We start from the raw sequence: 26,012 nt of genomic DNA, 5'->3' as shown, positions 1-26,012 counted from the left end.
GTCAAGGTAGAGTGCCCACATGCCGCGCAAGCAACCGATCACGGTCGAACGAATCACCGACGCGGCCCTGGAAGTCGTCGCCACCGAGGGATACGACGCGCTGACCATCCGGCGGGTCGCCGCCGTCCTCGGCACCGGACCGTCGTCCCTGTACGCGCACATCGTCACCAAGGACGACATCGACGAACTACTGATCGGCAGGCTCTACGCCGAGGTCGTCCTCCCCGAGCCTGACACCGGCGCCTGGCGCGAGCAGTTGCTCGGGGTGTACACGCAGATCCGCGACCTGTACCTGAAGTACCCGGGCGTGTCTCGCGCCGCGCTGGCCACCGTGCCGACCAACCTGGAAACCCTCCGGGTCGGCGAGGGGATCCTGGCGATCCTGCTCGCGGGCGGCATCGACCCGCGCACCGCAGCCTGGACCCGCGACGCACTGTCCCTCTACGTCAGCGCCTACGCACTGGAACAGTCACTGGTCCAGCTACGCCGCCGCGACCCGGACCAGGACTGGGTACTCAGCCACGACGAACTACTGGCCCGCTTCCGCGCCCTACCCGCGGAGCGGTTCCCCGAGACTCGCCGCCACGCAGCGGACCTGATCTCCGGCCCCGCCCCCGACCGCTTCGAATTCACGGTCCGCCTACTCATCAGCTGATTTCGCCGTAGGCGGCGATCAGGAGGCTTGGGTCTGGGGCTTCGAGGATTGTCGGTTTGGCGAGGGCGTCGAGGATGACGAAGCGGAGGCGGTCGGCGCGGGTCTTCTTGTCGAGCTTCATCGCGTCCTGCAGGTGCGGCCAGGCGTCGGCGCGGTAGGTCACCGGGAGGCCGAGCGACTCCAGGACCGCGCGGTGCCGGTCGGCGGTGGCGTCGTCGAGGCGGCCGGCCGCGCGGGCGAGTTCGGCGACGAAGACCATGCCGATGCTGATCGCGGCGCCGTGCCGCCACTTGTACCGCTCGACGCGTTCGATCGCGTGGCCGAGGGTGTGGCCGTAGTTCAGCGCCTCGCGGCCGATCCGGCCGCCCGCGGTCGTGGTCCGCTCGCGTAGGTCGGCGCCGACGGTGTCGGCCTTCACCTGGATCGAGCGGGCGATCAGCTCCTCGGTCGCGCCGTACGAGGGGCTGGTGGCGGCGGCGGGGTCCTTCTCGACCAGGTCGAGGATCACCGGGTCGGCGATGAAGCCGCACTTCACGACCTCGGCGAGGCCGCTGACGTAGTCGTTCTTCGGCAGGCTCTCGAGCGCGGCGAGGTCGCACAGTACGCCGGCCGGCTCCCAGAACGCGCCGACCAGGTTCTTGCCCTCGGCGGTGTTGATCCCGGTCTTCCCGCCGACGGCCGCGTCGACCATGCCGAGCAGGGTGGTCGGGATGTGTACGACCTTGACGCCGCGCAACCAGGTCGCCGCGACGAAACCGGCCAGGTCGGTGGTCGTACCGCCGCCGACGCTGACGATCGCGTCCGACCGGGTGAACCCGGCCTGCCCGAGCACCGACCAGCAGTACGCCAGCACCTCGGCGGTCTTCGCCTCCTCCGCGTCCGGAATCTCGATCGCGTGCGCGGTGAACCCGGACGCGGTCAGGTCGTCCCGGATCGCATCCCCGGTCTCCCGCAGAGCCCGCGGATGAATCACCGCCACCCGCTGCACGCCGTCACCCAGCAGCCCAGGCAGCTCCCCCAGCAGATTGTTGCCAATGACAACGTCGTACGGCGACGAAGCAGCAACCCGAATCCTCATGCGAGGTGGTCCTGGATCTCGTCGGCGATTTCGTCGGGGGTTTTGTTGTCGGTGAGGATCGTCAGTTTGGCCACCTCGGTGTAGAGGGGGCGGCGGGCTTCCATCAGGTTGCGGAGTTGGGTGCGGACGTTCCCCAGCAGCAGCGGGCGGGCGACGCTGAGGCCTACTCGTTTGGTCGCCTCCGCCAGGCTGACGTCCAGGAAGACGACGGTATGGCCGGCCAGGTCGGCGCGGGTTTCCGGGTCGAGGATCGCGCCGCCGCCGAGCGACAGCACCTCACCGGCGTCCCGCAGGGCCGCGGTGATCGCGGCCCGTTCGAGCTTGCGGAAGTGCGGTTCGCCCTCGTCCACGAAGATGTCCGAGATCGGCTTGCCGGCCGTCGCCTCGATGTCGGCGTCGGTGTCACGGTGCCGGGCGCCGAGCCGCTGGGACAGCACCGCCGCGATCGTCGACTTCCCGGATCCGGGCGGGCCGACCAAGACGACGACCGGGCTCACTCCCACTCCCGCGGGGTGATGGTCTTCGGCAGGTTCGCCAGGTACGACTCGTGGTTGCGGGCGGTCTCCGCGACCGAGTCGCCGCCGAACTTCTCCAGCGACACCTCCGCCAGCACCAGCGCCACCATCGCCTCGGCGACGATCCCGGCCGCCGGTACGGCACAGACGTCCGAGCGCTGGTGGTGCGCCGCCGCGGCCTCGCCGGTCGCGGTGTCGATCGTGCGCAGCGCCCGCGGCACGGTCGCGATCGGCTTCATCGCGGCCCGCACCCGCAGCGTCTCGCCGGTACTCATGCCGCCCTCGGTACCACCCGAGCGGCCGCTGGTACGGCGTACCTCTCCGGCCTCGGTGACGATCTCGTCGTGCGCCTTCGACCCCGGCGTCCGCGCCAGCTCGAACCCGTCGCCGAGCTCGACGCCCTTGATCGCCTGGATGCCCATCAGCGCACCGGCCAGCTTCGAGTCCAGCCTGCGGTCCCAGTGCACGTAGCTGCCGAGGCCCGGCGGGAGGCCGTCGACGACGACCTCGACCACGCCGCCGAGCGTGTCACCGGCCTTCTGCGCGGCGTCGATCTCGGCGACCATCTGCTTGCTCGCGTCCGGGTCCAGGCAGCGCACCGGGTCCTCGTCCAGCCGGGCGACGTCGGCGTACGCCGGGATCACGCCGTACGGCGCCTTCACCGTGCCGAGTTCGACGACGTGGCTGACGATGGTCACGCCGTACGCCTGGCGGAGGAAGCGGGCCGCGACCTCGCCGAGGGCGACCCGCGCCGCGGTCTCCCTGGCGCTCGCGCGCTCCAGCACCGGGCGGGCCTCGTCGAAGCCGTACTTCTGCATGCCGGCCAGGTCGGCGTGACCGGGCCGCGGGCGGGTCAGCGGTGCGTTCCGCGCCAGGCCGGCCAGCGTCTCCGGGTCGACCGGATCCGCGCTCATCACCTGCTCCCACTTCGGCCACTCGGTGTTGCCGACCTGGATGGCGACCGGGCTGCCGAGGGTGCGCCCGTGCCGGAAGCCGCCGACGAACGTCACCTCGTCCCGCTCGAACTTCATCCGGGCGCCCCGGCCGTAGCCGAGCCGCCGACGGGCCAGGGCGTCGGCCACGTCATCAGTGGTGACCTCGACCCCGGCAGGGAGACCTTCGAGTACGGCGACGAGCGCTTGTCCGTGCGACTCGCCGGCGGTAAGCCAGCGCAGCATGCCCCGATTCTTCCACGTCCGGCCCACGGTCCGGACGGCGGTCTCAGACTCAGCCGCAGGCTTGGTTGTCGTGGGTGGGGCCGGTGCGGACGGCCAGGACCGCGTTGAACGTCTTCGCGATCGGGGAGTCCTTGCAGCTGGTGCTGGCCGTGGCTGCCTGACCGCCGGCGATCGCGGCGCCCGTGAGGGCGGTGGTGGCGAGGGCCGCGACGGCCAGGCGCCCGGCGGTACGACGGAATGCGGTGGTCATCGTCTGCTCCTTCTCAGCCATCGGTTGCTTGTAACAACGACACTAGAAGCAACGGGCTCCGCGCGAACTGGCCCCAGATCCCGTTTCGGAGGTAGCGCTGGCTCCACCATGGATAGGGTCCTGTCATGACCGAGAGATGGCGGGCGCGGGTGCGCGGGTGTCTGCTGGGTGGTGCGATCGGGGACGCGCTGGGTGGACCGGTGGAGTTCGAGGACGGGCGGTCGATCGTCGCGAGGTACCCGGACGGGGTGCGTGAGTTCCTGCCCGGTGGACCGGGGTGGCCGGTCGGGACGATCACCGACGACACGCAGCTGACGCTGTTCACGGTGGAGGGGCTGATCCGCGCGAGCGTCCGCACCGATCGTGGGATCGGCTTCACCGTGGCCGTCGTACATCATGCGTATGACCGGTGGCTCGACACTCAGACGCTGGCCGGACCGAGTGGTGAGCGGGACGGCTGGTTGCAGGGCGAGCAGTGGCTGTACGCGCGCCGCGCGCCCGGCAACACCTGTCTGACCGCGCTCGGCGAAGCGCGACAGGGCAGGGCGAAGATCCCGCAGTTCGGCGCTCAGGCGGTCAACGACTCGAAGGGTTGCGGCGGTGTCATGCGGGTCGCGCCGTTCGGATTGCTGCCGCAGCGGTTCCCGGCCGAGTGGGTGTTCGACTCGGCCGCCGAAGCCGCCGGGTACACGCACGGTCACCCGACCGGCAAGTTGGCCTCCGGCACCCTGGCCGCGATCATCCGTTCGCTGTGCGACGGTAACGGACTCGACGAGGCGATCACGCGTGCGACGGGTCTCCTGGTCCAGCACGAGGGACACGAGGAGACGAGCGAGGCACTGACCCTCGCCCGGCATCTGGCCGCGACAGCACCCGCCGACCCCGTGACCGTCGAGCACCTGGGCGGCGGGTGGGTCGCCGAGGAAGCGCTCGCGATCGCGGTGTACGCCGCCCTCGCGTACCCGGCACCGGAACAGTTCCTCGACGCCCTCGCCCTCGCGGTCACCCACTCCGGCGACAGCGACTCCACCGGCGCGATCTGCGGCAACATCCTCGGCGCCCTGCACGGCGAGACGGCCCTCCCCGCGGAGCTCGTCTTCGCCGTCGAGGGGCGCCCGGTGATCCTCCAGCTCGCCGACGACTTCGCCCTGGAGTTCACCCAGGGCAGCCGTCTGCACGGGGACTACGGGCCGCACACCGCGTGGACGACCCGCTATCCCGGGTGGTGACGACTACAAAGGCTCGATCGAGAGCTTGTGGTGGAACACGTTCCGCGGGTCCCACTTCGCCTTGATCTGCTGCAGCCGCGGGTAGTTGCCGAGATAGTACAGGTCGTGCCACGGCACGCCTGACTTGTTGTACGCCGGATCCGCCAGGTCGCTGTCCGGGTAGTTGATGTACGACCCGGCGTTGATCGCGTTCGGCACCGGTACGCCGCCGGTGTCGCGGTAGATGTCGGCGTACGACTTACGCGCCCACGCGAGGTGCACGGCGTCGTCGGCCGGGTTGTCCCAGGACGCGGTCAACACCATCTTGCAGACGACGTCGCGCTGCGCGGCAGCGGTCGCGTCCGACGGGACGGTGTTCACCTTGCCGCCGTACGGCACGAGCAGGATCGACGAATCCGGCCCGTTGTAGTCCGGGTCGGTGAGCGCGTTGTACATCGCGACGATCTGCTCGTCGGCATAGCCCTTCTTCAGGTAGGCCGCCTTGTACTTGCCGCGGCTCGGCGTCGCCGTCTCGCCGATCGAACGCGCCATCGTCAGGTGCAGGAACGGCCCGACGCCGATGTCGACAGTCTGCGGCTTCACCTGTACGCCGGCGGTGATCGCCGCGTTGAACGCGTTCATCAACTGCTCGGAGTCCGGCGCCGCGGCGTCGATCTGGGTGGAGAGCAGGAACTGACCCGCCTTCTTCTGGGTGATCACGAACGGCGCGTAGAGCGTGGCGTACGGCGAGTCCGGAGTGTTGTGCTGCTCGAAGAACGTGAACCAGTTCCGCATCGTACGAACGAAGTCGGCCTGCGTGGTCTTCGACCAGTCGTACACCAGCAGCGTGGAGCGCAGCGAAGCCGGTGCCTTGGGCAACGATTCCTCCGGGGTCCGTCCGGTCGCACCGCTGCTGCGCAGCAAGTACCGGACCACGACGCCGAAGTTCCCGCCGCCACCCCCGGTGTGCGCCCACCACAGGTCGCGGTGCTCGTTGTCGCGGGTCGCCACCACTATCCGGGCCCGGCCGCGGGCGTCGACGACCACGATCTCCATGCCGTACAGGTGGTCGACGACCGAGCCGTACTTGCGGGACAGCGGACCGTACCCACCACCGGCGAAGTGGCCGCCGACACCGACGCCGAGGCAACCGCCGGCCGGCACGGTGAGCCCCCACCCGAAGAACAGCTCCTTGTAGAGGTTCTCCAGGATCGCGCCGGAACCGACCGAGAACGCCCGGTACTGCGGGTCCCAGGTGATGTCGTTGTTCGTCGACATGTCCAGCACGACCTCGATGTCGCTGCTGTCCACGAAGTCCTCGAAGCAGTGCCCGCCGCCGCGGACCGCGATCCGCTTGCCGGCGCGGACCGCCTCCTGCACGGCGGCGACGGCGTCCTGCGGCGACCGGATCACCCTGATGTAGTCGGGTTTGCCGACGAAGCGCCGGTTCTGCCCGCGGGTGACCAGGTCCTGGTAGCGCGGGTCGCTCGGTCCGATCCGGGGACCGAACGGAGCGGCGGCCGGCGCGGCGGACGCCGTACCGGGGATGGCGAGTGCGGCACCTGCGACGGCCGTTCCGGCCAACAGGCCACGACGACTGACTGGCATGTAGTTTCCCTCCCGAGATCGAGTACCTCGACCCTAGGAAGAACAGCGGTGGCCGCACATCAACCATCTGGTGGAGTGCAGGACTCCCCTATCCGGCGTACAAGTGCTCCAACGGCGCACCGAGCAGTACGCCGGCCAGCGCGCCGACGAGCATGAACGGCCCGAACGGGACCATCTGCTTGCGGGTCATCACGCGGGTCGCGATCAGCACGATGCCGACCACCGCACCGAGGAAGAACCCGCCGTACAGGCCCGACACGAACTGACCCCAGCCCAGCCAGCCGAGCGGCAGCCCGAGCAGCCCCGACAGCCGTACGTCGCCGAACCCGACGCCGCGCGGAAACGCGAACCACAGAACGTAGAACACCGCGAAGCCGATCGCGCCGGCGATCGCTGCCCGCCGCAACGAGCCCCACTCCCCCGTGGCAATCGCAGCGACCACCAGTGCGACACCGACAAGACCGTACGTCGGCCAGATGATGATCGACGGCAGGAACCGAGTGCGGGCGTCGATGTACCCAAGCACCGAGCCAGCCACCGCCAACACGAGCCACGCGGGCAGTACGGCGTCAAGGCCCAGCAGCCAACCCAGCAACCCACCGGCGAACGCTGCAAGACCACCACACCAGTACGCAGCTCTACGACCAGCCAGCGACGCGTAGGGCGTCTTGGTCTCCCCCTCGTCCAGCACCGGCTCCGGGATGCGCCGCATCAGCCAGGGACCGAGGACGTACGCGGCTGGACCGCAGACGACCGCACCGATCCCGGCAGCAAGCACTGGCACGATCGTGCAGCCTAGCGTCTCGGAGCGGACTGCTTGACCAGCACCCGCGTCAGCACGACCGCTGCGACGCCGATCAACAGCACGCCTGCCAGGAGCACCAGCAGCGTGCTGACGAGCCCATCGTTCTCGGTGACGTACGTGACGCGCTGATACTCGTCGTCGTTCGCGGACTGCGCGAACGTGAAGTCGTCGGTGATCCGGCTCGGGTCGCTGTAGGTCGCCGTGTACGCGGTCAGGAAGTCCGCCGGCTTCGGCAGCGCCTGGTCCTCGACGCGGCCCGCGAAGAGCAGCTCCGGCCGCACCCCGTCGTACGGCACCTTCGTCGCGTCGACGCGGTGGTCGGCCGCGACGTACACGGTCACGGTCTGCGCGGTGGTCGCGCCCTTGCTCAGCCGCATCGGGTACACGATCCGCTCCGATGCAAACGTCAACCGCAGCGGCGGCGTCGCGCCGGACAGCGTCTCACCGTCCCGCTTCGGCGCGAGCTTGACCGCGACGATCTCCCACTTCTCGGTCAGGTACGGCGTGAGGTTCGTGGCCAGCGTCGCAGGTACGACGTACCCGTTCCTGCCCAGCCAGTCCGTGACCGCCGTACCGCTCGAGCCGGTCAGGCGGGTGACGGCGAACGGCCCGAGCACCATCTGCTGCCGTACGTTCACGCCGGACGGGGGTGCCGCCGCGCCGACGCCGTCGCGGGAACGGCCCAGGATGCCGAGGTCACGGAACGGCCAGTACGTCTTCTTCACCACCCGCTTCGGCTGCGTCATCCGGTCGAGCCGCCAGAACAGGTCCGTGTCACCGAGTTCGACCTTGGCCGCGGCCGGCACGGGCATGATCCACGCGGCCTTCTTCGACGTACCGCGAACCGCCATCGACAGCGTGATCTGTTCGATGCCGCGGGTGTGCTGGACCAGGGCGTTCTCGCCGTACGCCCGCGCCTGCGACTGTGCGTCCGGCAGGTAGCCGCCGCACGCACATGCCCAGGCAGGCGTCACCCCGGCCGCCACGAACCCGACCGCCAGAACCCCCGCAACGACCCGCCAAAGCTTCACGGGCCGAACACTAGCTACGTAAGGGTGTACGGGGTGTGGAAGAAGTTGGTCGGGTCGTACTTCTTCTTCGCGGCCTGCAGCTTGGCCGAGCTCGCGCCGTAGTACGCGCTGACCGGCCGGCCGGCCTCGAGGTAGTTCACGTACGCGCCCGCGGAGAACGACCGGACCGCGCGGTGACCGTTCGCGATGAAGGTCTTCGCGCCGCTGTTCTGCGCCGACGAGTACCACTGGATGGTGGCGAGCGCGCTGCGCCACGGCCAGGACGAGCCGCCGGCCGGCTGCTTCGCGGCCTGTCCACCGAGCGGGTCGAGGATCGCGGACGCCGGCGTACCGGCGCGCGCCGCGGCCTTGACCGCGCCGAGCAGCCCGGTGATCGTCGCCGCATCCATCGGGCCCTTGAGTACGTCGGAACCGGCGAGGAAGCCCTGCCGCGGACTCGTCGTACCGCCGCCGAGGTACTTCACCGCCTCCAAATGCGACTTCACCGAGATCGTCCGCGCCGACGCCTTGGCGCCGACGAACGACTCCAGTTGCGCCGCGGCCGCGTTCGCGTTGCCGGTGGTGGAGACGCCGAGCACGTGGACCGACAGCGTTCCGTTGCTCTTGGCATCGATGTGCAAGTTGCCCCACGAGGTCGTCGGGGCGGTCTGCGCGAACTTCTGCCAGCCACGGACCACCGCGGCCGCCTGCGACTCCGGCCAGGTCAGCCGGAAGAACCCGAGCTTGGTCGCCGGGATCGTCGCGAACCGGAACGACGTGACCACGCCGAAGTTGCCGCCACCACTGCCCCGCAACGCCCAGAACAGGTCGGGTTCGGAGGAAGCGCTGACGTTGTGCGCCTTGCCGTCCGCGGTGATCACGCCCATCGACACGACCCGGTCGCAGGTCAGTCCGTACGTCCTGGTGTGGATCCCCATCCCGCCGCCGAGCGTCAGCCCGGCAACCCCGACGGTCGGGCAGGTCCCGGTCGGCAAGGAACGGCCGTACCGGTCGAGGAACGCGTGCACGTCGTACAGCCGGGCGCCCGCGCCGACGGTGAGGATGCCGTTCGCGTAGCTCATACTCTTCAGACCGCCGACGTCGAGCATCATGCCGTTCGCGATCGTGGACGCGCCGACGTACGAGTGGCCGCCGCTCTTCGGGACCAGGACGAGCTTGTTCGCGCGGGCGAAGTTGATCGCCTTCTGGACGTCGGACGGTGCCGCGGCCTTCACGACGGCAGTCGGGCGGACGCTGTCCCAGCGCGGGTTGAACAGCTGGTGCGCGGCGGCGTACCCGGAGGTCGAGGCGAGGTAGAGGCGGCCCTTGAGGGACCGCGCGAAAGCGTTCCAGTTCGGCGCCGCGGTGAGCGTCGGGGCCGACGCGGTGCCGGTGCTGCTCGGCGGCGTGCTCGGGACGGTTGTGCTCGGCGGCGGCGTCGAGCTGGGCGGAGCGCTGCTCGACGGGGTGCTCGACTGGGTGCTCGACGACCCGCTCGTCGGCGTCGAGCTTGGTGGCTGCGAAGGCGGCGTACCACCGGCGTCCTTCTTCGCGTTCCCACAACCGGCGAGCGTTACGGCGGCACCGGCGATCAGTACCGTACGACGATCAAGCAGGCTCACGGTCCCCCAACTCCTCACGCGCGGCCGTCCGCATGGCCGCCAGAGGAGCCGGCGACCTACCCGTCATCATCTCCACCTGGAGGGTCGCCTGATGCACGAGCAGGTCAAGTCCGTTCAACAGCTCTGTACCGATCCGGTGCGCCGCGATCGCGAGCCGGGTCGGCCACGGGTCGTACGCGACGTCGAACACCACCGGCGCGACCCCGGCGAAGTGCTCCGCCCACGGGTCGACCGCACCACCGGGCAGCGTCGAGACGCACAGGTCGAAGCCGCCGATCTGCTCCACCTGGGAGAAGTCCGCGACCGACGTCCGGAGTCCCAGCTCCGCAGCCAGGTCGCGCAGCCGCTCGGCCTTCGAGACGTCCCGGACGACGACAGTCACCTCGCTGACCCGCATCCCGCGCAGCGCGGCCAGCGTCGAGGCTGCGGTCGCACCACCGCCCAGCACGACCGCGGAGTCGGCGGCAGTAATACCTCGCTCAGCGAACGCGTTCACCAGCCCGGGTACGTCGGTGTTGTGCGCCGAGCGTGATCCGTCCGGCTCGAAGAGCATGGTGTTCGCCGCACCGATCAGCTGCGCGACCGGATCGACTGTGTCGACCAGGTCGAGCGCAACCCGTTTCAAAGGCATCGTCAACGACAGCCCACGGACGTCCTGACCGAGGGCGGCTACGAACCCGGCAAGCTCGGCTTCTGCTACCTCGTAGGCGTCGTACTGCCAGTCCAGCCCGAGCGCGGCGTACGCGGCCCGGTGCATGGCCGGTGACAGTGAATGCGCGATCGGCGAACCGAGCACGGCACAACGAGTCACGTCAGCACCTGTTCTTGTGCGCCAGGCACCACGTCTGCAGCTTCTTCACGTTGACCTGGTGCTCCGCGAAGGTGGACGCGAAGGCGGTCTCGCCGGTGTCGAGGTTGACCAGCGTGAAGTACTTCCACGGACCAGGTGCCGGGTTGATCGCCGCGCTGAGCTCCTCGCGGGTCGGCGAGTTGATCGGCGTCGGCGGCAGACCCTTGTGGTTGTAGGTGTTGTACGGCGAGGGGTTCTTGCGCTGCTCGGGCGTCGTGTACACGCCGCCGTCCTTGCCGACCACGTAGTGCACGGTCGAGTCCATGCCCAGGTACATGTTCGCGGCGAGCCGGTTGTAGATGACCCTGGCGACCTTCGCGTAGTCCTGCTGGCGGTTCGTCTCGGCGCCGATGATGCTCGCCACGATCACCGCCTGGTACGGGTCGAGGCCCTTCCGCTTAGCGCTGTTCACCAGGTCGAGCGAGGCCGCCGCCTTGGCGTAGTTGGCCGTCATCAGCTTGAGCATCGTGTACGCCGTCGCGTTCTTCGGCACGTCGTACGTCCCCGGGAACAGGAAGCCTTCGGCGTTGTTGTTCGCGTACGCCGGGAGGCCGAGCATGGCCGGCTTGCCCAGTGCGGTCGCCGCCGCGCCGGGCGGAAGCTTCATCTTGGAGCCCTGCAGGATCAGCGCGACCTCGGCCTTGGTCTTCCCGGCCGGGAAGCTGATCCGGGTCACCAGCACCGACAGCTGCGTGTTCAGCATCAGGTCGAGCGCGGCCTTCGCGGACATGTGCTTGCGGAGCGTGTACGTCGCCGCCTGGATCTGCAGCGAGCGCGGGTCGTCACGGGCCACCCGCTCGAAGGCGCGGGCGCTCTTCACGACCTCCTTCTTCTCCAAGGTGTCCGCGATCGAGGACACGGCCTGGCCCTTGGTGATCTCGACGACCACCGTGCCGGTGCCCGGACCCTTGTAGTCCGGCGCGGAGAACACCCCGGCCAGCGCGTCCTTGCCCTTGCCGAACCCGATCACGGCACCGGCGACGATCGCGCCGACGACGAGCAGGGAGACCAGGCCGGCGAAGCAGCCGAAGGCGCGGCGGCCACGGGCGCGGCGCCGGCTCGCGCGCCGCTCCACCCGGGTCTCGGCGCGCAGACCCAGGCCGCTGCCCAGGTCGTCGCGCTCGCCTTCGTTGACGTCTTCGTCCACGGATGGTCCGTTCACAGGGGCCTCCCGGGTGGGTTGCCGGTCTCGCGCTCCAGGTCGAGCGCGTGCTGGAGAATCACGACCGCCGCGGCCTGGTCGACCACCGCACGCCGTTTGGAACCCTTCTTTCCCCGTTCCCGCAACTGCCGTTCGGCGGTGACCGTGGTGAACCGTTCGTCCACCAGCCGCACCGTCGTCCCCGAGTTCGTCTCGCGCACCTTGTCCTGCACCTGCTCCGCCGTCTCCCGGATCTTCACCGCGGCCGGGCCCTCGCCCCCGGACAGGGAACGCGGCAGCCCGATCACGATCTCGAACGCCTCCAGTTCGGCGGCGAGTGCCGCGATCCTATCCAGATCGCCCGGTCCGCGCCTGACAGTCTCCACCGGAGTAGCCAGGATCCCGTGCGGATCGCTGCTGGCGACGCCGATCCGCGCGTCCCCGATATCGAGTGCGATCCGCACGCCCCGTCTCATCTAGCCGGTCACCTGATGACCGATGGCGTGCTCGACGGCGCTCAGCGCGTCGTCGGCACCGGCCGCGTCCGTGCCGCCACCCTGCGCGACATCGTCCTTGCCGCCGCCGCGGCCGCCGAGCTTCTCGGCCGCGATCCGGACCAGGTCACCGGCCTTCAGCCGCCACTCGCGGGCGGTGTCGTTGAGCGCGACCACCACGCCAGGCTTGCCGTCGTTCACACTCAGCACCGCGACCACGGCCGGTTTGTCGTTCCCCATCCGGCCGCGCACGTCCAGGGCCAGCTTGCGCAGGTCCCCGCCGTTCACGCCGTCCGGCGCGCGATGGCCGACGAACTGCACGCCGAACACGTCCTTCGGGTTGCTGGCCAGCTCGGCGCCGGCCTGCAGCACCTGCGCCGCCCGCATCCGCTCGAGTTCCTTCTCCGCGGTCCGCAGCCGCTCGGACAGGTCCGCGACCTTGGCCGGCAGTTCCTCCGGGCGGGTCTTAAGGTTCTCGCTGAGCAGCCGGACCAGCGCGCGCTCGCGGCCGAGGTAGTGCAGCGCCTCCATGCCGACGAACGCCTCGATCCGCCGGACCCCGGCACCGACCGAGGACTCGCCGGTGACGGCCAGCGCACCCACCTGCGACGAGTGCTTCACGTGCGTACCACCACAGAGCTCGCGCGACCACGGGCCGCCGATCTCGACGACGCGGACCTGCTCGTCGTACGTCTCACCGAACAGCGCCAGTGCGCCCCATTCCCGGGCCTCCGGCAACGTCATGTACTGCGCGGACACCGGGAGGTCCTGCCGAACGGCGAGGTTCGCGACCTCCTCGATCTCCGAACGGGTCGCCGGGTCGAGCGCCGACGTCCAGGCGAAGTCGAGCCGCAGGTACCCGGGCTTGTTGTACGAACCGCTCTGCAGCGCGTTCGGGCCGAGCACCTGGCGGAGCGCGGCGTGCACCACGTGCGTACCGGAGTGCGCCTGGCAGGCCGAGACCCGCCATTCGTGGTCGACCTGGGCGTGCACGTCGGTCCCGGGACGCAGTACGCCCTCGAGGATCTCGACCCGGTGCACGATCAGGCCCTTCACCGGGCGCTGTACGTCGAGCACCTTCAGCCGCAGGCCGTCGCCGACGATCAGGCCCTCGTCCGCGATCTGGCCACCGGACTCGGCGTAGAACGGGGTCTTCTCCAGTACGACCTCGACAGTCTCACCCTGCTCGGCGAACGACGCGACCGCGCCGTCCCGGAGCAGACCGCGCACCTGCGAGTCGCTGGACAGCTCCTGGTAGCCGGTGAACTCGGTGACGCCCTTGTCCCGCAGCTCCCGGTACCCCGAGGTGTCCGCGTGACCGGCCTTCTTCGCCCGCGCGTCGGCCTTGGCCCGCTCGCGCTGCTCCTTCATCAGGCTCTTGAAGCCCTCGGTGTCGACGTTCAGGCCCTGCTCGGCCGCCATCTCCACGGTCAGGTCGATCGGGAAGCCGTACGTGTCGTGCAGCTGGAACGCCTTCGCGCCCTCGAGCTGGTGCGCCCCGGACGCCTTGGTGTCGCGGACCGCCACGTCGAAGATCGTCGTACCGGCGGTGAGAGTACGGCGGAACGCCTCCTCCTCCGCGTACGCGACCTGGCTGATCCGGCCGAAGTCGGTCTCGAGCTCCGGGTACGACTTCTTCATCTGCTCGAGGCTCACCGGGAGCAGCTCGACCAGGCTCGGGTCCTCGTAGCCGAGCAGCCGCATCGAACGGATCGCCCGGCGGAGCAGCCGGCGCAGCACGTACCCGCCCTGCTCGTTGCCCGGGGTGACGCCGTCGCCGATCAGCATCAGCGCGCTGCGGACGTGGTCCGCGACCACCCGGAACCGGACGTCGTCGTCGTGCTCCGAGCCGTACTTGCGGCCGGTCAGCTCCGTCGCCCGCTCGATCACCGGGTAGATCTCGTCGATCTCGTACATGTTGTCGACGCCCTGCAGCAGGTACGCGACCCGCTCCAGGCCGAGGCCGGTGTCGATGTTCTTCTTCGGCAGCTCGCCGAGGATCGGGTAGCCCTCCTTGCCGCCACCTTCACCGCGGATGTTCTGCATGAAGACCAGGTTCCAGAACTCCAGGTAGCGGTCGCCCGCCTCCCAGTCCCGGTCCGCGCCGAACTCCGGGCCGCGGTCGATCAGGATCTCCGAACACGGGCCGCACGGACCCGGGATGCCCATCGACCAGAAGTTGTCCTTCATCCCGAGCCGGACGATCCGGTCGTCGGGCAACCCGGCGACCCGCTTCCAGATGTCGATCGCCTCGTCGTCCTCGTAGTACACCGAGGCGTACAGGACCGACTCGTCGAAGCCGTAGCCGCCCTCGTTCTGGGGCTTGGTGACCAGCTCCCAGGCGTACTCGATGGCCTTCTCCTTGAAGTAGTCGCCGAAGGAGAAGTTGCCGTTCATCTGGAAGAACGTGCCGTGCCGGGTGGTCTTGCCGACCTCGTCGATGTCGAGCGTGCGGACACACTTCTGCACGCTGGTCGCCCGCGGGTACGGCGGGGTCTGCTGGCCGACGAAGTACGGCACGAACTGGGCCATGCCGGCGACGTTGAAGAGCAGGTTCGGGTCCGGCGACGGCAGCGGCGCACTCGGCACCACCGTGTGGCCCCGGTCCTCGAAGTACTGCAGGAACCGCCGCCTGATCTCACTGGTTTCCATGGGTGTTACCGGTAGTCCTCACGATCGTTGGTGTTCTCGATTCCGAGCGCGTCCCGCAGCTCGGTCTCCCGCTCGGCCATGCCCTCGCGGACCTGGTCGCCGAAGTGCCGGACCGCGGCCGCCAGCTTGGCCGCGGACTCCTGCACACTCTCGGGCGCGAGGATCTGCGCCTTCTTCTTCAGTCTGGTGACGGCGTACACGCCGACGGCGATCCCGATGATCAGCCAGAAGATCCGCTTCACCGCTTCCGCGCCTTCCGCTCGGCTTTCATCTCGTCCTTGACGCGCTTCGCGACGTCCTTGCGCTGCTGGTCACCGAGCGCGCGGCGGACCCCGTACGTGAACGCGGCCGCCTTCACCAGCGGACCGCCGGCGGTGGCCGAGAACAGCGACATCAGCGCGGCCGCGTTCGTGGTCACGGTGGTCGCGTTGTCGGTGATCGTGTCCACCTTCGCCAACTGGGCGTTGGTGGTGGCGACCGTGGTGGTCACCTCGCCGAGCAGCGGGATGCTGGAGTCGGAGACGCCCTTCACCATGATCCGGGTCTCGTCGAACACCTTGCCGAGCTTCAGGATCGGATAGGCCAGCAGGCCCACCAGGATGAGCAGCGCGCAGGCGGCTATCAGCCCCGCGACTTCACCGACGCTCATGGAAACGATCCACCTTCCGTAGCGACCTCGTGCGACCTTGTGCCCAGCTCGGCCCAGCTTGACCTTGTGCCCAGCTTATGGACCGCCCGACCTTATCGCGCGGCCATACCGCACTCCGCTCCAGGACACCATCCCGCACATCACAGTCCCTCACCAAACCGGATCTCCCGGTTCCGTGGTGGACAGGTGACACTCAGGAGTTGCCGCGTTCGCAGGCGATTCCGTCGCCGTTGCGGTCCAGGGTTGGTGTGTAGCCGGGATCGCCGCGGTACAAGGGTGCCTTGCCGGCGGCTCGTACCTGGGCACAGTTCTCGTACGCCGTCGGTGCGCCGCTGGGGGTGGCACTCGGGGTGGTGCTCGGGGTGGTGCTCGGGGTGGTGCCTGGGGTGGTGGAGGTCGGCGGGGTGCTCGGGGTGGTGGATGTCGGTGGGGTGGTCGGTGGTGGGGTGGTTGTCGTCGGGCCTGCGGTGGTCGGGGTTCCTGTCGCCGGTGGGGTTGTGCTCGTACCGGTTGTTGTCGGAGTGGTTGTTGTCGCTGGGCCTGTCGTCGGCGGCGTGCCTGTTGTCCTGCCTGTTATCGTGCCTGTTGCCGGGTCGCCGGTGGTTGCCGGTGGGGCTGCCCAGGCGGGGGCGTCGGGCGTTACCGTCGCCGACGGTGGCAGCAGCGAGGTGGTGCTCAGCGGCTTGCCGACCGGGAGGGACGGTCGCGGGTTCGAGCGCGTCGTACCCTGCGTGCGCTCGACCGTGGGAACCGACGAACTCTCCGGCGCCTGGCTGCCGACCGGGTCCGGCCTGCCGAACGGGACGAAGAACCAGGTACCTGCCAACGCGACCACGACCGAGGCGGCCAGGCCCAGTTTCAGGACCGGCAGACGACGTCTGCTGTGCCGTGCTCCGAACGTGCGTGCATGTCGACCTAAGTGGAACTGCCTCACGACTACCTTTCGCCCCCAGGCCGTTCCGCAGCCTACCGATTCGAACGCTTCAGTCGAAGCTCACGGTGAGTGCCTGCACCGTTCCGTCCGGTGCCCAGAGCAACTCCATGGTCCCCGTACCGCCGCCTGACCAGCGGAAACGCGCCACCTCGTCGCCGTCGCCGACCAGCGTCATCGTCTCGTCGGGCGGATTCTCCCGGTACGCCGCGGCGATCGCTGTCCGGCCTTCGAACGGTCCGACCGGAATACCGGTGAACCGCATCGTCGCGTCGACCGCGAACCGTTCCGCGAACGTGTCCCAGTCGCGGGTCGTCACCGCTCGATTGAACGCGGCCACGTGGTCGGCCGTACGACTCACTTGCGGTCCCGGAGGATCTTGCGGATCGCGGTGACGCGGTCGGCGTACGACGCCTCGCCGCCGCGGCGGGTCGGGTTGTAGTAGTCGGTGCCGTCGATGACGTCGGGCGCGTACTGCTGGGGGACGATGCCGCGCGGGTCGTCGTGGGAGTACTGGTAGGAGGAGCCGTGGCCGAGTTTCTTCGCGCCGGCGTAGTGCGCGTCCCGCAGGTGCGGAGGTACGGGGCCGACCTTGCCCGCCTTCACGTCCGCGATCGCCACGTCGACGGCCGTGATCACCGCGTTGGACTTCGGCGCCAGCGCGAGCGCGACCACGGCCTGCGCGAGGTTGATGCGCGCCTCCGGCATCCCGATCAGCTGCACCGCCTCGGCCGCCGCCACCGCGACCCCGAGCGCGGTCGGATCACCCATCCCGATGTCCTCGCTCGCCGAGATCACCAGCCGGCGCGCGATGAACCGCGGGTCCTCCCCCGCCTCGATCATCCGCGCCAGGTAATGCATCGCCGCGTCCACGTCCGACCCCCGGATCGACTTGATCAACGCCGACGCCACGTCGTAATGCTGATCCCCCGCCCGGTCATACCGCACCGCAGCCCGATCAACCGCCGTCTCCAACGTCACCAAGTCAATCAAAGCCCGAGGCGCCACCACGTCAGCTTCGGCCTCGCCCTCCGCGGTCGGGGTCCGCTCTGTGGCGGCCTCGAGCTTCAGGGCTTGGTCGTGTTTGGCTCGGGCGCCGCCGGCTGCTGCTTCCAGGTAGGTGAGGGCTCGGCGGGCGTCGCCGCCGGCCATTCGGAGCAGGTGGTCCCGGGCGTCGGCGGCCAGTTCGAACTCGTCGTTCAGGCCGCGTTCGTCGACCAGTGCGCGATCGAGCAGCAACGAGATGTCGTCGTCGGTGAGCGACTCGAGCGTCAGTAGGAGGCTGCGCGACAACAACGGAGAAATGACACTGAAGAACGGGTTCTCGGTGGTGGCCGCGACGAGCGTGACCCAACGGTTCTCGACCCCGGGAAGGAGCGCGTCCTGCTGGGCCTTGGTGAAACGGTGGACCTCGTCGATGAACAGTACGGTCTCGACCGACCCGGTCGGCCGCGCGAGGTCGCGGCGAGCACCGTCGATCACCTGCCGGACGTCCTTCACGCCCGCGGTCACCGCCGACAGTTCGACGAACTTCCGGTTGGTCTGGTGCGACACGACGGCCGCGATCGTGGTCTTCCCGGTCCCGGGCGGACCCCACAGCAGCAGCGACATCGGCTGGTCGCCCTCCACCAGCCGCCGCAACGGCGACCCCGGCGCGAGCAGATGCTGCTGCCCCACCAGCTCGTCGAGGCTCCGCGGCCGCATCCGCACCGCAAGCGGAGCCGCGGTGTGGTCCGTGTCCGCCAAACTCCCGCCCCCACGAGCAGGCGCCGGCGCACCAGGAAGATCGAACAACCCATCACTCACCCCAGCACCCTATCCACCCCCACCGACAACCGATCCCACCCATCTCGCCCGTCCCCACTGCCCTGCCCGCCGGAGCATCCCCACGGACCTGGGGAGGATTTCGGCCCGGTTCGGGAGGGAAATCCTCCCCAACCGCGGGCTGGGGCAGGGGCGGGGGCAGGCGGAGGGGCGGGCGGGGCAGGCGGGCGGGCGGGGCACGCCGGCGGGGCAGGCGGGCAGGGCAGCCGAGCAGGCGGGCCGAGCAGGCGGGCCAGGCAGGCGGGCCAGGCAGGCGGGCCAGGCAGATGGGCCGAGCAGGCGGGCCGAGCAGGTGGGCCGGGCAGGTGGGCCGGGCAGGTGGGCCGGGCAGGTGGGGCAGTTAGCGGGCTGGGCCTTGGCGGGGGGCGGGGGTGTTGCGGAGGGCTCGGTGGTCGCGGCGGGTGGCGGGGGATTGTGTGTCGAGGGTGTCGGTGATGCCTTTTCGTACGGATCGCAGTTGGGCCTGGGCCGGATCGAGCCGGGTGGCGACCGCGTGGTCGTGGTCGCGCCAGGCGTCCGTGACCGCCTTGACGTACACCGCGAGCGCCGGCCCCTTGAGCGCGAGGTCCGCCCAGAGCGGAGCGCCAGTCATGTTGACGCCGACATCCCAGGCGAGCAACGCCGCCGCATCCCGGGCGTTGCGCAGCAGCGGTTCCCGGCGGCTGACCGGTGCCTCCTGGCGGCGGGCGAGGTCCAGCCGGCGGTCCATCAACTGCTGGCCGCGCCGGACCAGGTCGTCGGCCGCGTTGCGGAGCGGCTCGCTCACCCGCACCCTCGCACTGGCGGCGACGACGTCGCGGAGCACACTCGCCCGGCGGAACCGGACCAGCGATTCGGCCAGCCAGGTGTCGTCCCAGTCCGGTTCCTGCGCATGTCCGCCGTACGCCTCCGCGAACTCCCGCCGGTAGTCCTCGATGCCCTTGGCCGGCAGCGGTCGCCCCTCGACCGCGGCGTCGTTGACCGCCTGCGCGGCCGCCTCCTCGATGCTGACGCCCCAGTTGTTGTCCGGGTCCAGCGACAGCTCGGCCGCCTTCGCGAGGAGCTGTTCGGCGTCGGTGCCGGCCCGATCCGTTCGTACGTCGTCCAGTTCGAGCTTCCGCCACCAGTACGCGAGCCGATCCGCCACCCGGCGTGCCTTGTCCGGCGCGTCCGCCGGAAAGGACTCCTCGTACCGGTCGAGGGCCAGCACCGCCTCGGTGGCGAACAGGTCGACGACCTGTTGCGCCGCGGCCAGCTCGTCGCGGTCCGGTTCGCGGCGGGCGGCCCGCGGGCTCATCGCCGCTCGTCCAGTTCGGCCTGGACCCGGTCGGCGGCCTCGGCGCGGCGCCGGAGCTTGTCGAACCGCTCGGCCTGCTCCGGGTCGGCCTGCCGGTAGTCTGCGTCCTCCGCGGCCTCTGCCGGGATGTACCACCAGGAGTCCGCGTAGAAGGTCGGCCCGACCTCCATCCCGACCAGCATCGGCGTCGCCTCGCCGCTGTCGATCAGCTCGCGCATGCGGTCCTGCGTCACGTAGTCGGTCACTCACCCGACTCTAGAACGGCGAGGGTCAAGGCAAGTAGCCGGCGAAAGCTGCTGTCACTTCGGAAACGAAGGTCTCGGGCGATTCCTGCGCGAGGAAATGGCCACCGCGGTCAAGCCTCCGGAACCGGTACATCAGCGGGTAGGCGCGCTGCAATGCAGACTGTGGCGGCACCGGCAGATCAGGCTCATTCGGCACCAAGACCGACGCCGGGACCGGGACGGGCTGTAGTTCATCTCGAGCGCCGTCGCGCAGAGCGTAGAGCCGCATCGAGCTGCCGATGGTCTCCGTGCACCAATAGATCATCACCGTCGTCAGCAGATCGTCATCGGTGAGAGCGGAGCGTGTCGCCGGATCACTCCAGGTCAGGAACTTCTCGGCAATCCAGGCTGCCAGGCCGACCGGCGAGTCATTGAGCGCGTAGGCCAACGTATGTGGCCGCGTCTCCTGGACGTGCGCATATGCGCCGTGCAGCTGCCCCCAGGCTTCACTGGCTGAGTCGTAGGTCTGCTCCGCCTCGTCGGCCTCGTGCGCGGAGCTGGGCAACGTGAACCAGTTCGCGGTCTGGAACGCCGCAAGCGAGCTGCCGTGATGAATCCCTATCCGGCTGACTACGCGTCCACCGATGTCGTCGCCATGCGCGACGTAGCGGGAGTATCCGAGAACGCGGGTCATCAGCTCGTCGAAGAGGTCGGCCAGGCGTGAGCGGCTCAAGGACTGATCGAGACACCGATCGCTGAATCCAACTCCGGGCAAGGACGGCACGACAACGGAGAAGCCGGCGGCGGCCAGCGATTCAAGCACGCCAAGATACTCCGCGAACGAGCTCGGCCAACCGTTGGTCAGCAGTAACGGCAACGGCGACTTGCCCGCACCGCGGAGATGCACGAAGTGCAACCCGATTCCATCGACGGTTGCCCGAAACTGCGGGACCGCATTCAAGCGGCGCTCCGCAGCCCTCCAGTCGTAGCCGTGGCGCCAGTACGTGAGCAGTCCCTCGATCCTCTGGATCGTTTCCTGAGACTCACCTCCATCGAGGATCGGCGGTGACGTCAACCTGGCAACATCAAGGCGCAGGTAAAGATCCTCGAGGACGGACTCGGGGACATCGATCTGAACGGGAGACACCCGAGCCCGTGCCATGCCGTCACGGTATCGCCGGCAACTGAGCTCAACCTGAAGCGGCCGATCGGGAACGGTGCGGGGCGAACACGAGGTTCCAGGTGCCGCTGCGGCGTAGCAGCACGATGGTCGGGATCTGCAGGGCGACGATGGTGAGGACGGTGATGATCGGGTCGGTCGCCGGTACGACGGAGATCGGCAGGGTGTACGACACCACGACCCGGACGATCGCGTCGATGACAGTGGCGATCCCCCACCACACGGTGATCCACTTCCAGGCGTCCCGGTAGCGCGCGTTCGTCGCCCACAGTTCGTCCATGATCGGCGCGCGGCGCGGCATCATCGCCCGCGTCACGACGTACGTCATCGGCTGCGGGTGCCGCAGCGACCACAGCGTGATGCCGGCGAACGGCAGGCTGATCCAGGCGTTCCGTACGAGCAGCAGCCGCGCGTCCCCGCCGATCACGGCGACGACCGTGCTCGCCACCATGCTCACCACAACTGCCATACCCAACAGGTCGGTACGGCGTTCGCGCACCAGGGAGACCGCCGAACTGATCAGTCCTGGGACCACACCGACGACCAGTGCGGTCAGGTCGCTCGCCCCGAGAGCCTTGAGACCGTAGTACAAGGCGAGCGGGATGCCGATGTCGACGACGAGGAGCCAGGGGCCGCGGTGCGTGGGCATGCGACGAGCCTCGCGCAGCCGGCCGTCAGCGGGCATCGAGCCGACGGCTGGGTACCCCTAGACCAAAGTCGAACCAGCTTTCCGGAACATTTCCTGCACCTGGCGCGGAAAATGTTCCGGAAACCGGCTACTTCTCCGGGTCGGCGTCCTTCGCGTCGCGAGGCTCGTCAGCGTCATCGTCGGCGTCGCGGAGTTCCTCGGGGAGGTCGTCCTCGTCGAACTCCTCCGGGAGGATTTCCTCCGGCTCGGCGGCGGACTCGGGCTTGATCGCGTTCCGGAGCCGGCCGAGGATCCGGTCCGCCTCGGTACCGAACGGGTTGTCGTTGACCAGGTACGTCCAGGTCGCGGTCGGCCGCGGGATCCCACTGGCTTCCTCGTCCAGCCCGTCCGCGCTGATCTCGGCCGTCGTGAACGTCTCGACCGCGTCGTCCCAGGCGTCGGAGATCAGCGTGTCGAACGACGCGATCGCGGACTTGTTGAACTCGTCGATCGGCTTCAGGTGCACGATGCCGCCGGCCAGCGAGCGCAGGTGGATACCTTCGCGGAGATCCGCCAGGTACGCCAGGTGGTCGGTCCAGCGCCGGTCCAGGTGGCCGAGCGCGATCCGCCGGGCGGCGTCCTTCACGACGTCCTCGCCGTGCTCCTCGACGAGTTCGTCGTACCGCTCCTTGGCCCGCTCGGACAGCTCCTCCGCGGCCAGGTCGCCGGTGAGTACCTTCTCGCGGGTGTCGAGCAGGATGGCGCGCTGCTGACCGGTCAGCCGGTTGTACTGCCAGGTCGTACGGTGCAGCTCGGCGTTGGCACCGTCGGCGACCCGCTGTGCGTGCTCGAGCATGCCCACGGACTTGCGGTCGGTGAGCCGGCCGGTGTCGTCCGGGTGCGGCCGCAGCCCCGAGGAGACGGAGTACCGCGTCACGAGCTCGTCGGCGAGCGAGGCGAAGAACAGCGTGCCACCCGGGTCGCCCTGGCGGCCGGCGCGGCCGCGGAGCTGGTCGTCGAGCCGGCGCGAGGCGTGCAGGCCGGTACCGATGACGTACAGGCCGCCCAGCTCGAGCGCCTTGTCCTTGTCGTGCGTCTCGTCCTTGCCGCCGAGCCGGATGTCGGTACCGCGGCCGGCCATCTGCGTGGACACGGTCACCGTGCCGGGCACACCGGCCTCGGCGATGATCGCGGCCTCCTCGGCGTCGTTCTTCGCGTTCAGCACGACGTGCGGGATGTCGGCAGCTTCGAGCCGGTCGCTGAGCTGCTCGGACTCCTCGACACTGTGCGTACCGATCAGGATCGGCCGGCCGGTCTCGTGCACCTCGGCGATGTGCTCGACCAGCGCGGTGTTCTTCTGGTCGACGGTCAGGTACAGCCGGTCGGGGTCGTCCTTGCGGACGTTCGGCTTGTTCGGCGGGACCACGGCCACGTCGACGTCGTAGACCTCCTGCAGGGACTCGCCGACGACGACCGCCGTACCGGTCATGCCGCAGAGGGTCTGGTAGCGCTTGATCAGGGCCTGCACGGTGATGCTGTCGAGGATCTCACCGGCGTCGCTGATCGGGACGGCTTCCTTGGCCTCGACCGCGGCCTGCAGACCGTCGGGCCAGCGCTGCAGCTTCGCGACCCGGCCGCGGTTGTTGTTGATCAGGCTGACCTTGCCGTCCCGGACCAGGTAGTCGACGTCGCGGCGCAGCAGCACCTCGGCGTGCAGCGCGACGTTGATCTGGGTCAGCCGGTCGACGTTCTCGTCCGCGTAGAGATTGAACTGCTCGACCGCCTCAGGCTCCGCGGCTTCAGCGTCCTCTGCCTCAGAGTCCTCTGCTTCAGGCGCTTCCGTCTCGGACTCTTCGGTCTCGGGCTCTTCGGGCTGGGCGCTGAGGGCCTTCTCGACCTTGTCGGTGCCGCGGTCGGTCAGCGCGACCGTCCGTCCGTCGCCGTCGATCTCGTAGTCCACTCCGGCCCGCAGCGTCCGGACCAGCTGGACCACGTCGTCGTCGAGCGCCTCGGTCCGGGTCGCACCGGCGAGCACCATCGGCACGCGCGCCTCGTCGATCAGCACCGAGTCCGCCTCGTCCACCAGCGCCACGTCGGCATCCACGGTGACCCGGTCGTCGACCTTGGTCACCAGCCGGTCCCGCAGTACGTCGAAGCCGATCTCGTTCACCGGTACGTAGCAGACCTCGGCCTGGTACGCCTCGCGGCGCTCCTCCGGCGTGGACGCCTGGCCGACGTACGACACGGTCACGCCGAGCAGCTCGTACACCGGGCCCATCCACTCGGCGTCGCGCTTGGCCAGGTAGTCGTTCACCGCAAGCACATGCACCTTGCGGCCGCCGACTGCGTATCCGGCTGCGGCGATCGCACCGGCCAGCGTCTTGCCCTCACCGGTCGCCATCTCGACGATCCGGCCCTGCAGCATCGCCAGCGCGCCGACGACCTGGCCGTCGAACGCCCGCTCGCCGATCGCCCGCTTGCCCGCGTCCCGGGCCAGCGCGAGGAACTCGATCTGCTCGTCCTCGTGCAGCCCACCGGTGGTACGCAGCTCCGCGACCGCCTCGGTGAGCTCTTCGTCGGTCAGGGACAGGACCGACTCCTCCGCCTCGCCGACCAGCTGGGTGAGCCGCTCGTACGGGCCGAGATCGATCGAGCCGGGGCGCTGCAGCAGCCGGCGGAAGCGAGAAGCGATTTTCAGGGCCATGATGCAGGCAACGTACAGCCTCAGTGTGTCGTTCCGCTCGTCAGGTCAGGGTGTCCATTCGTACGGTGTTGTGGTTGTGACGGCGTGGAGACCTAGCTTCTGGAGGATCGGGCGGGAGTCCTCGGAGGCGTCGACGCGGAGGAACTCGTAGCCGCGGTCCTTCGCCAGGCGGGCGCGGTGGGTGAGCAGGGCGGAGTACAGGCCCTTCCGTCGCCACTCCGGGAGCGTGCCGCCGCCCCAGAGGCTGGCGAATCCGGTGCCCGGGTGGAACCGGACCCACGCGGCCGACAACACCGGGCCCGCCGTGAGCACGTCCTCGACCAGGAACACCGACAGCCGGTCCGGGAACATCCGCGCCTCGCCCTGCAACTGCTCGACGATGCGCGCGAGCCCGCTGTCCCACAGCGTGTGGGTCAGCTCGCCGATCCGGCGGTAGTCGTCCGGGCCTTCGGCCTCGCGCAACCGGACCTTCGACGGCAGCGCGGACGGGCGTTCGAGGATCCGGTCGACCTCGCCGAGGATCAGCGTCTCCGGCGTCTCCCGGCTGAACCCTGCCCGGACCAGCCGCTCCCCCAGGTCGGCCGGTTCGTCGTACGCGTACGTCTTCCACTCGAACGGCAGGCCGCGCTCGCGGAAGAACGCGACCTCCTGCGCGATCACCGCGTCCGGCTCGTCCCCGAGCCCCCGCGGCGCCTCGACGAACCCGGCACCTTCCGGTCCTTCCACGTACGACCGATGTACGGGGCCGACGTGCTCCTGCTTCCACCCGGGGATCGCGTCCGCGTCCGGGAGCCGGATGCGGCGGTGGAAGACGTCGAGCAGTTCGTCAGGAGTCATCTGTGCAGCCAACCAAATGACCACACCACGCGTCCAACTGGTATGTCCTGAAGGGGGAAGCACCATGAACATTCACCACAGCACCCTGAAGACGATTGTCGCCGCGTTCGCGGTACTGGCCGTGCCCGCCGCCGCGTTCGCCGCGCCCGCGTTGACCGGATCGTCCACCGCCCCCCGAACCGCCTCCGTCACGACCACCACCACGTCCTGCCCACGCGGATGGGGATCGCTGCCCGAGGTCAACAACCACGTCCGGTCGCCGCTCTCGAAGACGCCGACGACCGTCACGAACGTGCGCACCGGCCGCCACACCTGCTTCGACCGGCTCGTCGTCGACCTGACCGGCGGCGCCACCGGGTACGACGTCCGCTACGTCAGCAGCGTCCGCGAGGACGCCTCCGGCCGGCTGGTCCCGCTGCGCGGCGGCGCCCGGTTGCAGATCGTCGTCCGCGCACCGGCGTACAACATCAACACCGGAAAGCCGACGTACGCGCCGAAGAACCCTATGGAGCTGACGAACCTGAGCGGGTACAGCACGTTCCGCCAGGTCGCGTTCGCCGGGAGCTTCGAGGGGCAGACGACGCTCGGGCTGGGCGTCCGGGCCCGGCTCCCGTTCCGCGTGTTCACGCTTGCGGGGCCGGGCTCGAACACCCGTCTCGTGGTGGACGTCGCCCACCGCTGGTAATCAGTTGC

At 69.4% G+C, this 26,012-nt stretch carries 26 protein-coding genes; 3 read left to right on the top strand and 23 right to left on the bottom strand.

From position 1 onward, the window contains the following. Positions 1 to 19 precede the first annotated feature (19 nt). The gene (locus tag ACFYRU_RS17240; protein WP_387659377.1) at positions 20 to 655 is read left to right on the top strand and encodes a TetR/AcrR family transcriptional regulator; all 636 of its coding nucleotides are present in this window, start codon (positions 20 to 22) and stop codon (positions 653 to 655) included. Here the strand turns inward: ACFYRU_RS17240 and aroB are convergent. Genes aroB through ACFYRU_RS17220 form a run of 4 tightly spaced genes read right to left on the bottom strand, consistent with a single transcriptional unit; the run spans position 648 to position 3,676 of the window. Beyond that, positions 648 to 1,733: a 3-dehydroquinate synthase gene (aroB, locus tag ACFYRU_RS17235; protein ID WP_387659374.1), complete on the bottom strand. Its 1,086-nt coding sequence runs from the start codon at positions 1,731 to 1,733 to the stop codon at positions 648 to 650. The genes ACFYRU_RS17240 and aroB overlap by 8 nt on opposite strands. Beyond that, positions 1,730 to 2,230: a shikimate kinase gene (locus ACFYRU_RS17230; protein WP_387659372.1), complete on the bottom strand. Its 501-nt coding sequence runs from the start codon at positions 2,228 to 2,230 to the stop codon at positions 1,730 to 1,732. Before ACFYRU_RS17230 ends, aroB begins: the two co-directional genes overlap by 4 nt. Further along, entirely contained in the window at positions 2,227 to 3,426 is a 1,200-nt protein-coding gene (aroC, locus tag ACFYRU_RS17225) for a chorismate synthase (RefSeq protein ID WP_387659369.1), read from the bottom strand. The genes ACFYRU_RS17230 and aroC overlap by 4 nt, the downstream gene beginning before the upstream one ends. Positions 3,427 to 3,475: 49 nt before the next feature. Further along, positions 3,476 to 3,676: a hypothetical protein gene (locus ACFYRU_RS17220; protein ID WP_387659367.1), complete on the bottom strand. Its 201-nt coding sequence runs from the start codon at positions 3,674 to 3,676 to the stop codon at positions 3,476 to 3,478. 125 nt (positions 3,677 to 3,801) lie between these two features. Here ACFYRU_RS17220 and ACFYRU_RS17215 point away from each other — a divergent pair, with 125 nt between their 5' ends. Continuing rightward, positions 3,802 to 4,905, top strand: a complete 1,104-nt coding sequence (locus tag ACFYRU_RS17215; RefSeq protein WP_387659365.1) for an ADP-ribosylglycohydrolase family protein — start codon at positions 3,802 to 3,804, stop codon at positions 4,903 to 4,905. Positions 4,906 to 4,908: 3 nt separating this feature from the next. Here ACFYRU_RS17215 and ACFYRU_RS17210 read toward each other — a convergent pair whose 3' ends face one another. From ACFYRU_RS17210 to ACFYRU_RS17120, 19 genes are all read right to left on the bottom strand, one after another. After that, on the bottom strand, positions 4,909 to 6,492 hold the full coding sequence (locus ACFYRU_RS17210; RefSeq protein ID WP_387659363.1) for an FAD-dependent oxidoreductase: 1,584 nt from the start codon (positions 6,490 to 6,492) through the stop codon (positions 4,909 to 4,911). Between the two features lie 88 nt (positions 6,493 to 6,580). Then, positions 6,581 to 7,276 (bottom strand): prepilin peptidase, encoded by a 696-nt coding sequence (locus ACFYRU_RS17205; RefSeq protein WP_387659360.1) that lies wholly within the window; start codon positions 7,274 to 7,276, stop codon positions 6,581 to 6,583. Between the two features lie 11 nt (positions 7,277 to 7,287). After that, a complete protein-coding gene (locus tag ACFYRU_RS17200) occupies positions 7,288 to 8,328 on the bottom strand; it encodes a DUF2330 domain-containing protein (protein ID WP_387659357.1) in 1,041 nt (346 codons plus the stop codon). A 14-nt stretch (positions 8,329 to 8,342) separates the two neighbouring features. Continuing rightward, complete coding sequence (locus tag ACFYRU_RS17195) at positions 8,343 to 9,929, bottom strand: FAD-binding protein (RefSeq protein ID WP_387659354.1); 1,587 nt, start codon at positions 9,927 to 9,929, stop codon at positions 8,343 to 8,345. Beyond that, positions 9,916 to 10,740 (bottom strand): shikimate dehydrogenase, encoded by an 825-nt coding sequence (locus ACFYRU_RS17190; RefSeq protein WP_387659351.1) that lies wholly within the window; start codon positions 10,738 to 10,740, stop codon positions 9,916 to 9,918. The genes ACFYRU_RS17195 and ACFYRU_RS17190 overlap by 14 nt, the downstream gene beginning before the upstream one ends. Position 10,741: 1 nt before the next feature. After that, entirely contained in the window at positions 10,742 to 11,926 is a 1,185-nt protein-coding gene (gene mltG, locus ACFYRU_RS17185) for an endolytic transglycosylase MltG (RefSeq protein WP_387659348.1), read from the bottom strand. A gap of 11 nt (positions 11,927 to 11,937) precedes the next feature. After that, entirely contained in the window at positions 11,938 to 12,396 is a 459-nt protein-coding gene (gene ruvX / locus ACFYRU_RS17180; protein ID WP_387659345.1) for a Holliday junction resolvase RuvX, read from the bottom strand. Next, on the bottom strand, positions 12,397 to 15,066 hold the full coding sequence (alaS, locus tag ACFYRU_RS17175) for an alanine--tRNA ligase (protein ID WP_387659342.1): 2,670 nt from the start codon (positions 15,064 to 15,066) through the stop codon (positions 12,397 to 12,399). It lies immediately after the preceding gene. A gap of 5 nt (positions 15,067 to 15,071) precedes the next feature. Beyond that, positions 15,072 to 15,308, bottom strand: coding sequence for a DUF6167 family protein (locus ACFYRU_RS17170; RefSeq protein WP_209695005.1), 237 nt, complete (start codon positions 15,306 to 15,308; stop codon positions 15,072 to 15,074). Beyond that, entirely contained in the window at positions 15,305 to 15,715 is a 411-nt protein-coding gene (locus ACFYRU_RS17165) for a DUF948 domain-containing protein (RefSeq protein WP_387659339.1), read from the bottom strand. The genes ACFYRU_RS17170 and ACFYRU_RS17165 overlap by 4 nt, the downstream gene beginning before the upstream one ends. A gap of 193 nt (positions 15,716 to 15,908) precedes the next feature. Further along, on the bottom strand, positions 15,909 to 16,541 hold the full coding sequence (locus tag ACFYRU_RS17160) for an excalibur calcium-binding domain-containing protein (RefSeq protein WP_387659337.1): 633 nt from the start codon (positions 16,539 to 16,541) through the stop codon (positions 15,909 to 15,911). Positions 16,542 to 16,698: 157 nt separating this feature from the next. Next, positions 16,699 to 17,007, bottom strand: a complete 309-nt coding sequence (locus ACFYRU_RS17155; protein WP_387659334.1) for a nuclear transport factor 2 family protein — start codon at positions 17,005 to 17,007, stop codon at positions 16,699 to 16,701. Next, entirely contained in the window at positions 17,004 to 18,452 is a 1,449-nt protein-coding gene (locus ACFYRU_RS17150) for a replication-associated recombination protein A (RefSeq protein WP_387659331.1), read from the bottom strand. Before ACFYRU_RS17150 ends, ACFYRU_RS17155 begins: the two co-directional genes overlap by 4 nt. Positions 18,453 to 18,810: 358 nt before the next feature. Further along, positions 18,811 to 19,746, bottom strand: a complete 936-nt coding sequence (locus tag ACFYRU_RS17145; RefSeq protein WP_387659329.1) for a hypothetical protein — start codon at positions 19,744 to 19,746, stop codon at positions 18,811 to 18,813. Further along, entirely contained in the window at positions 19,743 to 19,991 is a 249-nt protein-coding gene (locus tag ACFYRU_RS17140; protein WP_387659326.1) for a hypothetical protein, read from the bottom strand. Before ACFYRU_RS17140 ends, ACFYRU_RS17145 begins: the two co-directional genes overlap by 4 nt. Positions 19,992 to 20,016: 25 nt before the next feature. Next, positions 20,017 to 21,132, bottom strand: a complete 1,116-nt coding sequence (locus tag ACFYRU_RS17135; RefSeq protein WP_387659323.1) for an epoxide hydrolase family protein — start codon at positions 21,130 to 21,132, stop codon at positions 20,017 to 20,019. Between the two features lie 28 nt (positions 21,133 to 21,160). After that, positions 21,161 to 21,799, bottom strand: a complete 639-nt coding sequence (locus tag ACFYRU_RS17130) for a VC0807 family protein (RefSeq protein WP_387659320.1) — start codon at positions 21,797 to 21,799, stop codon at positions 21,161 to 21,163. 127 nt (positions 21,800 to 21,926) lie between these two features. Next, positions 21,927 to 24,482 carry an accessory Sec system translocase SecA2 gene (locus tag ACFYRU_RS17125; RefSeq protein ID WP_387659318.1) on the bottom strand — a complete coding sequence of 852 codons (2,556 nt, stop codon included), beginning with the start codon at positions 24,480 to 24,482 and terminating at the stop codon, positions 21,927 to 21,929. 45 nt (positions 24,483 to 24,527) lie between these two features. Continuing rightward, positions 24,528 to 25,319: a GNAT family N-acetyltransferase gene (locus ACFYRU_RS17120; protein ID WP_387659315.1), complete on the bottom strand. Its 792-nt coding sequence runs from the start codon at positions 25,317 to 25,319 to the stop codon at positions 24,528 to 24,530. A gap of 64 nt (positions 25,320 to 25,383) precedes the next feature. Here ACFYRU_RS17120 and ACFYRU_RS17115 point away from each other — a divergent pair, with 64 nt between their 5' ends. Then, the gene (locus ACFYRU_RS17115; RefSeq protein ID WP_387659313.1) at positions 25,384 to 26,004 is read left to right on the top strand and encodes a hypothetical protein; all 621 of its coding nucleotides are present in this window, start codon (positions 25,384 to 25,386) and stop codon (positions 26,002 to 26,004) included. Positions 26,005 to 26,012 lie beyond the last annotated feature (8 nt).

The organism is Kribbella sp. NPDC004536 (genome assembly GCF_042873835.1).
GTDB lineage: Bacteria > Actinomycetota > Actinomycetes > Propionibacteriales > Kribbellaceae > Kribbella.
This window is presented reverse-complemented; position numbering and strand designations above follow the sequence as displayed.